The organism is Achromobacter sp. EG18 (assembly GCF_059759395.1).
Window position 1 is genome coordinate 2298147 of record NZ_CM186213.1, and the last position, 10388, is coordinate 2308534.

A 10388-nucleotide genomic window follows, 5' to 3' on the forward strand; every position below is an offset into this window, starting at 1 on the left:
CGCGCGACGGGCGAGGCGACATGTCTGTTTCCGTTTCCTGAACAATGGCGCCAACAGGTCCTAGGAAGACACGAGCACGCGCCGCTGGCCCTGGAAGAAACGCCAGGCCAGCGCCGAGGCATCCGGCCCGCTGCGCGCGTGATAGCGCACCGAGGCATCGCCGCCGCTCCATCCATGCTCGACCCGCGTGATCTCGCACAACCGCAGCACCACCTTGCGGTTGCACAGCAGGTCGACGCGGCGGTAGGCCTTTTCGGTCCCCAGGCCGAGCACGCGCTCGACGGTGGGCTCGTCCGGCGCCAGGCCATTGACCGCGCGGAACTGCTCGAACAACTGCCGGGCGTTGCGCGGCGCCACCGCCGGATCCATTTGCCCGTGCAGGATCATGGTCGGCATGCCCAGCTGGAACAGCGCCGGGTCGGCCACGGCCTGCACCAGCGGCAGCAGCGGCCTGAGCGTGCCGCGGCGCATCGTGTGCAGCCCCGCCGTGGCGCTGTGCGCGTCTCCCACCACCGGCCCGGAATGCATGGCCAGCGCGGCGATCAGCGCGGGATGGCGCAGCGCCACCAGCGCCGCCATGCCGGCGCCCGCCGACAGGCCGGCGATGTAGACACGTTGCGGATCCAGGCCATGGCGCGCCACCTCGGCCCGGATCAAGGCGGCGATCAGGTCGGCCTCGGCGCCACCATGCAGGGCATCAGGCTGGAACCAGCGCCAGCAGCGCTGCACCTGCCGCGTCATCGACTGCTGCGGATACAGCACCATGAAGCCGCCCGCGTCGGCCCATTGATTCATGCGCGAGCCGCGCGCGAACGCCAGCGCGGTCTGGCGGCAACCATGCAGCATCACCACCAGCGGCATGCCCTGGCGCGGCGCGGCCGGCGGGGTATAGCGGGCGAACGTGAGGCGCCGCCCATGGGCGTCGGAAAACTGCCGCGAGGCCTCCCAGCGGCCACCGCCCAGGTTGGCTGCCGCGGGGGTGGCCGCGCCGGAACGGACCGCGGTCTGGCGCGCCGGGGCGGGCCGCTTGCGGCCACGCCGGGGCGCGGCCATGCGCAAGGCCGCGCGCTGGATCTTGCTCAGCTTTTTTGCGGCATTGAAAAAGAGATGGGTCAGACTGCGCGCCATGGTTCGGGCTGGAGATCCCGTCAGAACCGGCCCGACGGGACCGCCGCGCTGCCGGTCAACAGGTCCAGACAAGACACCAGCGCCACCGCGATCGTGATGAGGGAAAGTACCTTGAGGACTTTGCTGGTGCCAGGCTGGGTCAACATCGCGGTCATGCGCGTGATGATGTACGCCCCAACCATCAGGCCGATTGCCGGAATCATAGAAGAGCCTCCCCTTGAAGAGTCTTGCGGGCCCGCCGGATGCGCTGCCCTCGGTAACGCCATGCAGCAAAAGCGCCGCCTCTGCGGGCGGCTGATCGAGCGTGTGAAATGTATCACACAGTAACTTTCCATCGATGCTCCTGAGGCATGCCGGCGGCGATGCGGTTTGCAGAAAATCAAGCCATCCCCCCGCGCGCAGCGGTCCGGCTTGAGGTGGCGGCCCAAAACCCTTATGGTGGAAACCCTGAGAATCCAAGCCACGCGCCGCCAGCAAACCATGTTCCCGAACGACCGCCGCCAGACCCTGGGCGAAGAAATCGCCAACACCATCAGCCACGGCCTGGGCGCGGCCGGCGCGCTGGCCGCCGCCCCCATCCTCATCGTCGCCGCCGCGCGCCAGGGCGACGCCGCCTTCATCGCCGGCGCGGCGGTGTTCGCCGCCAGCATGTGCCTGCTGTACCTGGCTTCCACCATCTACCATGCGCTGCCCGAAAACCGCGCCAAGCGCCTCTTCAATGTGCTCGACCATTCGGCTATCTACCTGTTGATCGCCGGCACCTATACGCCGTTCGCGCTGGGCGCGCTGCGCGGGCCGTGGGGCTGGACGCTGTTCGGGCTGGTGTGGGGGCTGGCCCTGCTGGGCGTGGGCCTGAAGGCCAGCAAGCGGCTCAACCGGCCGGCGATCTCGACCGGACTGTACCTGGCCATGGGCTGGCTGGTCATCATTGCCGTCAAGCCGCTGCTGGAACGGGTGCCCGAGGGCGGCCTGTGGTGGCTGGTGGCGGGCGGACTGGCCTACACCGGCGGCGTGGTGTTCTTCGTGTTCGACAACCGCTGGCGTTATGCGCATTTCGTCTGGCACTTGTTCGTGCTGACGGGCACGGTGTGCCATTTCTTCGCGGTGCTGTGGTACGCGGCATAGGCAGCAAGGCCCCGCCGCGCCGGTCGGCGCTATCGCGGCTGGTTAGAAGGCGGGCCTACCGTTGCAGCGCCGCGCTGGCGGAGCGCGCGTGGCTGTCCACCAGCAGGCGGCCATGGTGGATGGCCGCATCCACCGCCATGACGGGGCTGGAGACAGAGCCGCCTGATGCGAACAAGGGCACCACGACGTGGTGGTCGTTGCGGCGATCCTGTTCGGCGGCCAGCTCCACCGCCACGGTCGCGGTGAAAGCGGGCCTGCCGCTGCCATCCACGACAATGCGGGAAACATTGGCGGTCAGCCGGTAACCCTTGTAGACCATGTTGTTATGAAACATGCTCGCTCCCATCCGAGATACGGGCCGTGGGGGCCTGCGCTCACATTGCGCGAATCTGCGTGGCGTGAGGGCCTTTCGCGCCTTGGGCGGTGACGTAGCTGACGCGCTGATTCTCGACCAGCGCCTTATGGCCGTCGCCGACGATTTCAGAAAAATGCGCGAACAGATCCTTGCCGCCATTTTCGGGCATGATGAAGCCAAAGCCCTTGGCGTCGTTGAACCACTTCACAATTCCGGTTTCCATATTTCCACTCCTTGCATGCGGGCACCGCCCGGGAAGAGAGCCAGTCAAGGAAAGGACCGCGAACAATGAAGCGCCCCGGAAGGGTGCGATACCGGACGAAAATCACGATGCTCGAACAGCTTTCAGTCGACTATGGGTGCGCAACCCGGGAAAGTCAACGGATGTTTCCAATTAGCACGGCCGTGATGCCCTGAATCACTTTTGTCGCGCGGGCCGGCGCGCGGGCACGCGACAAAGCGCGTATGCTGCAAACATGGTGCCTGAACGCGCGTCCCTCGCCGTATCGCCATACAGGAGTAGGACGGCCATGCGCCATGACCCTTGCAAGCGCGCGGCGCCCGCCGCGCACCGCATCCCCACGCGCCATACTGCGCACACCCCCCACCCGCCGCACGCATCCCGTGCGGAGCGCGCATGAGCGCCCTCCGAAGGTCCATCGCCCGGTTCGCCAATGCCTGCGTGAAGTTGCTGCCGTCCGCGACGCCGCCTCCCCCCGGCGGGGCCGCGCGATCCGACATGCCGCGCGAACATGCGGCGATATCGTCACCCTGGCGCATCTACCGCATCTACGCCCGGCCCGGCCACTTGCTGCTGCGCGACGAACACGGCCGCATCCTCGATCTCGGGGTGATGAAGGGCGTGGAGCCGAACCTGACCTACCGCCTGTTTGCGCGCGGCCTGCAAGGGCGCGGCTTTGCCAACCGCACGCAGTTACTCGATGACGTCGCGCGGCGCATCGAAGCGGGCGAAACCGGCAACGAATTGCTCAAGCTGCCCGACTGGGACCAATCCCTGGGCGCGGATCTGGATCGCGGCACGCACACCGACGTGTCGATGAAGCTGCGGCGCTAGCGCGCTTCGCCCGGCATCAGTCAGCCTGCCGCAGAAAGCCGGTGGGCGGACGGCCCAGCACGCGCCGGAACATGGTCGAGAATGCCGCCGGGCTCTGGTAGCCGAAATCCAGCGCGATGGCCGTCACCGGCGTGCCCGCCGCCAGCCGCGCCAGCGCCAGCACCACGCAGGCGCGCTGGCGCCAGGCCGAGAACGCCATGCCGGTCTGCTGGCGGAAGTGGCGGCTGAAGGTGCGCGGGCTCATGTGCAGGCGCTCGGCCCAGGCCTCGGGCGGCTGGCGCACGTCGGGCGCGGCGATGAAGGCGCGGCACAGCGGCGCCAGGCGCTTGTCGCGCGGCAACGGGATGTGCAGCGGCAGGACCGGCGCGCGCGCCACTTCGTGCAGCAGCAGCGCCGCCAGCGCGCCGTCGCGGCCGGCCACGTCGTAGCGCGCCGGCATGTCCACCGCGGCCAGCAGCAGCTGGCGCAGCAGCGGCGACACTTCCACCACTTCGCAGGCCGTGCTGGCGGCACGCGCCGCGCCCGGCTCGATGTAGGCGCTGCGGGTGCTGACGTCCTGCATCCGCACCTGGTGCGTCAGCCCGGCGGGGATCCAGACGGCGCGCTGTGGCGGCACCACCCAGTTGCCGTCGCGCGTGACCACGTGCATGACGCCGGTGGCGCCGTACAGCAGCTGGGCGCGGCGATGCGTGTGCGCCGGCAGCAGATGGCCGGGCGGATAGTCGTTGCCGATGGCGACCACCTCGCGGTCCAGGCGGTCATGCAGGTCGATGTGAGTGTTGCGCATGGCGGGATTGGCCGGAATGCAAACATTATTGTCCAATCCTCGAAAGCGAGCCACCACGCCCCGCCCTATCGTGGCGTTTTGCCCGGAAAGGACGTTTGCGATGTTGTATGTGACCCTGGCGCTGTTCGGCGCCCTGAGCGGCGTGACCACGGTGCTGTTCGGCTTCGGCGGCGGCTTCGTGGTGGTGCCGGTGCTGTATGGCGTGCTGACCGCCACCCACGGCGCGCAGGACGCCATCGGCCAGGCGGCGATGCACATCGCGGTGGCGACCTCGACCTGCGTGATGATCGTCAACTCGGTGGCCGCCACCCGCAAGCACCAGCGCGCCGGCAACATCGTGCGCGCCTATGTCTGGCCGCTGGCCGGCTTCATCGGCGTGGGCGCCTTGCTGGGCGCCTGGGCCGCCACCCGCGCCAGCGGCGACGTGGTGCGCTATGCCTTCATCGCCTACCTGGCCGTGACCATCCTCGATTGCCTGCTGCGTCAGGGCTTCATGGCGCGCCACGAAGCACAGGCGGCTCGGCCGCTGGGCCAGGGCGTGACCGTGGGCGGCGGCGTGGTGATCGGCGTGATCGCCACCTTCCTGGGCGTGGGCGGCAGCGTGATGACGGTGCCGCTGCTGCGGCGGCGCGGCCTGCCCATGGCCAAGGCCGCGGCCATGGCCAATCCGCTGACGCTGCCGGTGGCCATCGTCGGCACGCTGGCCTACATGGCGGCGGCGCGCGCGCTGCCCGCGCCGCTGGCGCCGTGGATCATCGGCTATGTGGACCTGCTGGCCTTCGCGGCATTGGCGCTGGGGTCGCTGGCGGGAATCCGCCTGGCGGCGCCGCTGATCCCGCGCATCCCGGACCGGCTGCATGCGCGGGTGTACGTGGCGCTGCTGGCGCTGGTGCTGCTGAGCATGGCGCTGGCCTGAACGGCCGCGCGGCCCGCCCGACGCGCCGTGCCGCGGGCCGGCGCGCCCCGGCGCTCCGCCAAGCGCCAGGGCGACGCTATTGCGCGGCGAAAGCCGCCACCTGCGCCACCAGCGCGGGATCGCGCAACGCGCGGGTGTGTCCCATCTTCTCGGTGGCCACCAGTTCGGCGCCCGGCCAGGCCTGCGCCAGCACGGCGGCATCCTCGTAGGGGCTCTCGCGGTCCGCACGGTCGTGGACGATCAGCAGCGGCGTCGTCATGGACGGCGCCAGCCGCGCCGGCTCCATCTCGGGAAAGGTGATGCCGAGCCAGTCCTGGGCGCGCTTGAGCACCAGCGGCATGACCTTGGGCGGCAGGTTCATCATGCGCCGCGAATATTCCCAGACGCTGTCGTAGCGGCTGACCGGCCCCAGGAACACCGCGCGCTCGACGGTAAAGCCACGCGACAGCGCAAAGGTGACGGCGGCCGCGCCCAGCGAATGCGCGATCACGCCATGGAACGGTCCGTAGGCCTGGGCGGCGTGGACCACGCAGGGTTCGAAGTGGCGCACCGAGGCCTGCTTGCCGGTGGAGCGGCCATGGGCCGGCATGTCGATGGCCACGACCTGGCAGCCGCGCTGGCGCAGGGGTTCGACGTAGGCCGTCATCTGCGCGGCGTCGCCTCCCCAGCCATGCACCAGCAGCACGCGCGGGCCGCTGTCGCCCCAGACGTAGTAGTAGACGGTCTGGCCGTCGATCTCATGCGGTTCGGCGCGCGCCTGCGCCAGCACGCTGCGTCCGGGCTCGGAGGGCTTGAGCCGTGTGGGCGTGAACAGCAGCTTCTGCACCACCTTGGCGGTAGCGCCCGGCGCCACGGTGCCGGCAAAGCCGAACACGGCGCCGATGGCGCTGGCCAGGAAGGGTTTCTTGCGAGGCTTGCGCGCGGCGCCCGTGTCGGCGGCGGCAACGGCGGAGAGCTTGTTTTCAGTCGTCATACGTCGTTTCATCCTGGTAGCAGAGACAAGCGAACGGCGGACCCAACAATCGATACAGAGAATACCCCGATTACCAGCGCGGCGGTACGCTGCAATCGTTCCGGGTTGATGAAGCCGATGCGCTGCCCGGCGAGCACGGCGCCGAACTTGATCCACAGGAACGCGATCGGCGCCAGCAGGCAGATGAACTGCGCCATCGCGGCCAGGTAGCCCGGCATGTGCTCGAACGCATGCGGCGGGAACAGGGTCGACGCGAACACCAGGCCCTTGGGGTTGAGCAGTGTGGCAATGAACAGCGCGTAGGGCCCGATGGGCTCTTTGCGCGTCGTCACATCCTCGCCCGCCGCGCACCAGATCCTGACCGCGACGTGGGCCAGGTAGAGGCTGCTGGCCACGCGCACCACGATGCCTATCCAGGGATAGACGGCCTGCGCCGACGCCAGGAACAGGCCCCACGCCGTGATGCCGACCAGGTAGCCGGCCAGTTCGAAACCCACCAGCGGCGCGGCGCGGCGAAAGCCCTGCGCCAGCCCCGCCGCCGCCAGCAGGGTGTTGGTCGGACCGGGCGTGAGCAGGATGGCGGCCGTGCCCAAAACGAAGACCCAATCGATGCCGGTCATGGCGCGGCTCCGTCAGGCGGTCACGCGGTCGATGTTGTGCTGGAACATGCCCAGCAGCCCTTCTTCCAGCCCCAGCGTGTGCTGCGGGTTGGCGCCGCAGTGCAGGCCGGCCTGCACGCCTTCGACGATGCCGAAGTCCTCGCGATGGAACACCGCGTCGATGTTGCCGAAGCGCTGCGCCAGCGTCGCCTGCCCTTCCTCGCCGGCGTAATCGGCCTCGCGGTACAGCATGTCGTGGGTCCAGATGGTCTTGTCGGGCGCGATCGGATAGAAGGAATTGAGCGAGACGATGTTGGCGTGGTTGATCAGGAAGGTATTGGGAAACAGCGTGTAGAACACCGACGCATAGTCCAGGATGCGCCACGACTGCGGGTCGGCGGCGGCTGCGTCCATCAGGTTGGTTTTGGCCGCGGCGATGCGGATGTGCAGGCCATGTTCGAAGTGCGCGATCACCCCTTTCTCGAACACCGGGCCGATGGTGTTCTTGTGCAGGATGGGCACGTGGTAGCGCTCCAGGTAAGTCTTGAGCAGCAGCTTCCAGTTGGCGTTCAGGGTGCTGACCTTGCGGCTGTGCAGGGAAAGTTCGTCGAGCTTGAAGCCGGCGATCTCGTCGCTCATGTCGGCGCCCAGGCCGGCGTCCAGGTCGATGGTCGCGCCCGGCGTCGGATGCAGCCAGACCAGCCCCGAGCGCTCGGTCACCGCCAGCTCCACCAGTTTGTGCTTGCCGCAGTCCAGGTCGGGGAAGTTGTAGGGCTTGGTCACGCCCTTCAGTTCGCCGTCCAGGCCGTAGACCCAGCCATGGAAGGGACAGGTGAAGAACTTCAGTTCCTTCTCATTGCCCGACACCAGGCGCGCGCCGCGATGGCGGCAGACGTTGAGGAAGGCGCGCAGCGCGCCGCCCTTGTCGCGCACCACCACGAACGGCAGCCGGTCCCACGGGCTGAGCAGGTACGAGCCCGGCTCGCGCACCTGGGTCGAGGCGCCCACCACCAGGGGATAGTCGCGGAAGGCCGTTTCCAGTTCGCGCTCCAGCACGGCGTTGTCCATATAGACGCTGGCCGGCACTTGCACCACCCGGCCCAGCATGTCCTCGTCGCGGTCCACTTCGCGCAGCTTGAACATCTTGCGCAGGGTTTCTACTTGCGTCGCGTGTTTCATCTGAGATCCCAAGTCCTGTCAAAAGCGTTTTATGGAAAAAGACGCCCCGGCCCCGCCGGCGCCGGGGCGGGCCGCTCATGCCGCCGCGGCCACCGGCACCTCCCGCAGATAGGCGCCGACCCGCTTGCCCACGGCGGCCAGGCCCAGGATCTCGAAGTGGCCCGCGCCATCGACGATCTCCAGCGTGGCGCCGGGCCACGCGTCATACAGCGCTTGCGCGTGCGCCGGCGGCACGAAGTCGTCCTTGGCGCCGTGGATGACCAGGCCGGGCACGTCGAGCGCGCCGGCGATGTGCCGGGGCGCATAGTCGGTCCACAGCGAGGCGCCATAGCGCCGCTCCAGCTCGGCGCAGAGCCGGGTCTCGACCTCGGCGTCGAGCTGGTTGAGCTGGACGAACTTCTCGACCAGGAAGCGCGTGGTGGACGGCGTCGAGATCGAGACGAAGGCATCGGCGCGGAACCCCTGGTGCATGGCCGACAGCGCCCACAACCCGCCCAGCGAATGGCTCACCACCGCGTGGATGTCGCCCACCCGGGCGCAGACCTTGCGGATGAAGTCGCGCACCTGCACCGGGTCGGTGCCGCTGCCCGCGGCCTCGCCATGCGCCGGCATGTCGAACAGCACCACCTCGTAGCCCAGGTCCAGCAACTGCTCGGCGATCGGCACCATGCTGCCCAGGTGGCTGTGGATGCCATGCGCCAGCACCACGGTGGGGCCGGCGCCGCGCCGGTAGTACTTGTAGACGCCGCCGTCGACCTTCACCGAGAACGACTGGCAGCGTCCCAGGAACGCGCGGGTGAAGGCGTCATACGGCACCCGGGTGATGGCGAAGTACTTTTCCAGGATGGCGGCGAAGGCCGGATCTTGCGAGGTTTGCGCCATCATCAACTCCCCGCCATCGCCGCCAGGCACTGGCGCGCGCGCTCTGGCAACACGTATTCGCCGTCGCGCTCGATCCGCTCGTACAGGCGCTCGACCCGCTCGTAGTGCGCGTCCAGATTCTGGTCGAGCAGATGATGTTTGGTCTTGTTGTAGACGCCGAACTGCAGGTCGGTCAGCAGTTCGAAGGGGTTGATGTGGCCGTAGGGCGTGCCGAAGATCATCTTCAGGAATTCGTCGATGTCGTGGTAGCCCAGCGCGGTCAGCAGGAACTCGATGCCGGCGCGCTTGCGCTTGGTCTGGTAGGCGCGTTCCTTGGGGTCGACGATGAAGTCCAGGCCGCTGGTCATGCCCGCCGGATACTCCACCTTGGAGAAGCAGCGGAAGTCGATGGTGACGCGGTCCTCGGTGGCCTGCGGCAAGGTGCTGTCGGCGTGGGCGCGGTAGTTGTCGAAGAACAACGCCTGGCCCACCTTGGAGTCGCAGAACCAGCCGGACGAGGGCTTGTCGGCGTATTTCTTTTCCCAGTACTTGGCCATCAGGAAGTCGCGCACCGTGGGCAGGTCGATTTCCGACAGCAGCCCTTCGGTGTACAGGTACAGCGCCTTGTCGACGGCGGCGCGCTCCTCGGCGTCCAGGTCCATCTCCAGCATCTTCATGTAGACGAAGTTCAGGTTCGGGGCCTCGACCTCGGCGTCCTCGAAGATGACGAAGGGCTGGCGCGTGATCGGCGTCGGCGTCAGGGCGGTGTGAAAGCTCTTGTAGTGCTTGGGAAAGCCCAGGCCCTTCTTGACCAGCGACGGGATCTGCAGCGCGATGCCGCTGGCCGAATGGGTGCCGTAGGGTTTCTTGCCGGCGGGCACCACGAAGGCATTGACCACGGTGGTGGCCGCCTGCGGGAAGTGCTCCATCACCTTGTCCTGGTTGTCGTCGTAGAAACGCTTGGCCGAGGGGATGAAGAGCGCGCTGTTCTCGAACATGGTGGACAGCGGGAAATAGGTGCCCACGGAGGTGTCCGAGAACGTGCCCGCCACCTTGGCCTGCAGGCGCAGCTCGCGGCGCAGCTTGCCGGCCAGGTCGGCGTCCACGTTCATCTGGATGACCTGGGTGGGCTGGTGCTCGGGATAGAAGCAGCAGGTGTTGAGCACGCGGTTCGGCGGCAGGCGCGAGGCCACGGCGGCCGGATCGACGGTGTAGCGGTCCAGCACGCGTACCAGGTGGCGGGCGTGCACGCCGGCCGCTTGGTTCAGGAACGTGCCGGTCTTCTGCCAGATGCCGGTGCCCTGGGCTTCGGGGGCGGCGGCTTGTGGTTGCTCTTGCAATTCGAGGGTAGTCATTCAAATCCTCCACGGGTCGTGGAAATCGGTCTGAG

General features: G+C 68.1%; 13 protein-coding genes. 3 read left to right on the forward strand and 10 right to left on the reverse strand.

Annotated features, from left to right (window positions below):
* Positions 1 to 60: 60 nt before the first annotated feature.
* Together AC6CR5_RS10460 and AC6CR5_RS10465 are read right to left on the reverse strand one after the other, a co-directional pair.
* Positions 61 to 1128, reverse strand: a complete 1068-nt coding sequence (locus AC6CR5_RS10460; RefSeq protein ID WP_498085602.1) for an extracellular catalytic domain type 1 short-chain-length polyhydroxyalkanoate depolymerase — start codon at positions 1126 to 1128, stop codon at positions 61 to 63.
* A gap of 20 nt (positions 1129 to 1148) precedes the next feature.
* A complete protein-coding gene (locus AC6CR5_RS10465) occupies positions 1149 to 1331 on the reverse strand; it encodes a hypothetical protein (protein ID WP_006385401.1) in 183 nt (60 codons plus the stop codon).
* Positions 1332 to 1608: 277 nt separating this feature from the next.
* Between AC6CR5_RS10465 and trhA the strand changes: the two genes are divergently transcribed.
* The gene (gene trhA / locus AC6CR5_RS10470) at positions 1609 to 2253 is read left to right on the forward strand and encodes a PAQR family membrane homeostasis protein TrhA (protein ID WP_045953616.1); all 645 of its coding nucleotides are present in this window, start codon (positions 1609 to 1611) and stop codon (positions 2251 to 2253) included.
* Positions 2254 to 2308: 55 nt separating this feature from the next.
* Here trhA and AC6CR5_RS10475 read toward each other — a convergent pair whose 3' ends face one another.
* Both AC6CR5_RS10475 and AC6CR5_RS10480 read right to left on the reverse strand, forming a co-directional pair.
* Positions 2309 to 2587: a hypothetical protein gene (locus AC6CR5_RS10475; protein WP_047991278.1), complete on the reverse strand. Its 279-nt coding sequence runs from the start codon at positions 2585 to 2587 to the stop codon at positions 2309 to 2311.
* 40 nt (positions 2588 to 2627) lie between these two features.
* Positions 2628 to 2831, reverse strand: a complete 204-nt coding sequence (locus tag AC6CR5_RS10480) for a cold-shock protein (RefSeq protein ID WP_006385404.1) — start codon at positions 2829 to 2831, stop codon at positions 2628 to 2630.
* A 414-nt stretch (positions 2832 to 3245) separates the two neighbouring features.
* Here AC6CR5_RS10480 and AC6CR5_RS10485 point away from each other — a divergent pair, with 414 nt between their 5' ends.
* Complete coding sequence (locus AC6CR5_RS10485) at positions 3246 to 3683, forward strand: hypothetical protein (protein ID WP_047991279.1); 438 nt, start codon at positions 3246 to 3248, stop codon at positions 3681 to 3683.
* A 16-nt stretch (positions 3684 to 3699) separates the two neighbouring features.
* Here the strand turns inward: AC6CR5_RS10485 and AC6CR5_RS10490 are convergent, their stop codons facing one another.
* Positions 3700 to 4470 carry an AraC family transcriptional regulator gene (locus tag AC6CR5_RS10490; protein WP_026383035.1) on the reverse strand — a complete coding sequence of 257 codons (771 nt, stop codon included), beginning with the start codon at positions 4468 to 4470 and terminating at the stop codon, positions 3700 to 3702.
* Positions 4471 to 4570: 100 nt separating this feature from the next.
* Between AC6CR5_RS10490 and AC6CR5_RS10495 the strand changes: the two genes are divergently transcribed.
* Complete coding sequence (locus tag AC6CR5_RS10495) at positions 4571 to 5386, forward strand: sulfite exporter TauE/SafE family protein (protein ID WP_020928581.1); 816 nt, start codon at positions 4571 to 4573, stop codon at positions 5384 to 5386.
* Positions 5387 to 5462: 76 nt separating this feature from the next.
* Here the strand turns inward: AC6CR5_RS10495 and AC6CR5_RS10500 are convergent, their stop codons facing one another.
* The 5 genes from AC6CR5_RS10500 to AC6CR5_RS10520 all read right to left on the reverse strand — a co-directional run bounded on the left by AC6CR5_RS10500 (position 5463) and on the right by AC6CR5_RS10520 (position 10353).
* Complete coding sequence (locus AC6CR5_RS10500; RefSeq protein ID WP_200221587.1) at positions 5463 to 6359, reverse strand: alpha/beta hydrolase; 897 nt, start codon at positions 6357 to 6359, stop codon at positions 5463 to 5465.
* 8 nt (positions 6360 to 6367) lie between these two features.
* Positions 6368 to 6979, reverse strand: a complete 612-nt coding sequence (locus AC6CR5_RS10505; protein ID WP_020928582.1) for a LysE family translocator — start codon at positions 6977 to 6979, stop codon at positions 6368 to 6370.
* Positions 6980 to 6991: 12 nt separating this feature from the next.
* On the reverse strand, positions 6992 to 8137 hold the full coding sequence (locus tag AC6CR5_RS10510) for an aromatic ring-hydroxylating oxygenase subunit alpha (RefSeq protein WP_149895297.1): 1146 nt from the start codon (positions 8135 to 8137) through the stop codon (positions 6992 to 6994).
* 75 nt (positions 8138 to 8212) lie between these two features.
* Positions 8213 to 9022 carry an alpha/beta fold hydrolase gene (locus tag AC6CR5_RS10515; RefSeq protein ID WP_223203207.1) on the reverse strand — a complete coding sequence of 270 codons (810 nt, stop codon included), beginning with the start codon at positions 9020 to 9022 and terminating at the stop codon, positions 8213 to 8215.
* Positions 9022 to 10353, reverse strand: coding sequence for a hypothetical protein (locus AC6CR5_RS10520; RefSeq protein WP_020928585.1), 1332 nt, complete (start codon positions 10351 to 10353; stop codon positions 9022 to 9024). The genes AC6CR5_RS10515 and AC6CR5_RS10520 overlap by 1 nt, the downstream gene beginning before the upstream one ends.
* Positions 10354 to 10388: the final 35 nt, after the last annotated feature.

What these genes read in the sequence shown, in the direction of transcription:
- AC6CR5_RS10460 (WP_498085602.1), bottom strand. Translation starts at nt 1,128, where the DNA reads ATGGCGCGCAGTCTGACCCATCTCTTTTTCAATGCCGCAAAAAAGCTG.
- AC6CR5_RS10465 (WP_006385401.1), bottom strand. Translation starts at nt 1,331, where the DNA reads ATGATTCCGGCAATCGGCCTGATGGTTGGGGCGTACATCATCACGCGC.
- trhA (WP_045953616.1), top strand. Translation starts at nt 1,609, where the DNA reads ATGTTCCCGAACGACCGCCGCCAGACCCTGGGCGAAGAAATCGCCAAC.
- AC6CR5_RS10475 (WP_047991278.1), bottom strand. Translation starts at nt 2,587, where the DNA reads ATGTTTCATAACAACATGGTCTACAAGGGTTACCGGCTGACCGCCAAT.
- AC6CR5_RS10480 (WP_006385404.1), bottom strand. Translation starts at nt 2,831, where the DNA reads ATGGAAACCGGAATTGTGAAGTGGTTCAACGACGCCAAGGGCTTTGGC.
- AC6CR5_RS10485 (WP_047991279.1), top strand. Translation starts at nt 3,246, where the DNA reads ATGAGCGCCCTCCGAAGGTCCATCGCCCGGTTCGCCAATGCCTGCGTG.
- AC6CR5_RS10490 (WP_026383035.1), bottom strand. Translation starts at nt 4,470, where the DNA reads ATGCGCAACACTCACATCGACCTGCATGACCGCCTGGACCGCGAGGTG.
- AC6CR5_RS10495 (WP_020928581.1), top strand. Translation starts at nt 4,571, where the DNA reads ATGTTGTATGTGACCCTGGCGCTGTTCGGCGCCCTGAGCGGCGTGACC.
- AC6CR5_RS10500 (WP_200221587.1), bottom strand. Translation starts at nt 6,359, where the DNA reads ATGACGACTGAAAACAAGCTCTCCGCCGTTGCCGCCGCCGACACGGGC.
- AC6CR5_RS10505 (WP_020928582.1), bottom strand. Translation starts at nt 6,979, where the DNA reads ATGACCGGCATCGATTGGGTCTTCGTTTTGGGCACGGCCGCCATCCTG.
- AC6CR5_RS10510 (WP_149895297.1), bottom strand. Translation starts at nt 8,137, where the DNA reads ATGAAACACGCGACGCAAGTAGAAACCCTGCGCAAGATGTTCAAGCTG.
- AC6CR5_RS10515 (WP_223203207.1), bottom strand. Translation starts at nt 9,022, where the DNA reads ATGATGGCGCAAACCTCGCAAGATCCGGCCTTCGCCGCCATCCTGGAA.
- AC6CR5_RS10520 (WP_020928585.1), bottom strand. Translation starts at nt 10,353, where the DNA reads ATGACTACCCTCGAATTGCAAGAGCAACCACAAGCCGCCGCCCCCGAA.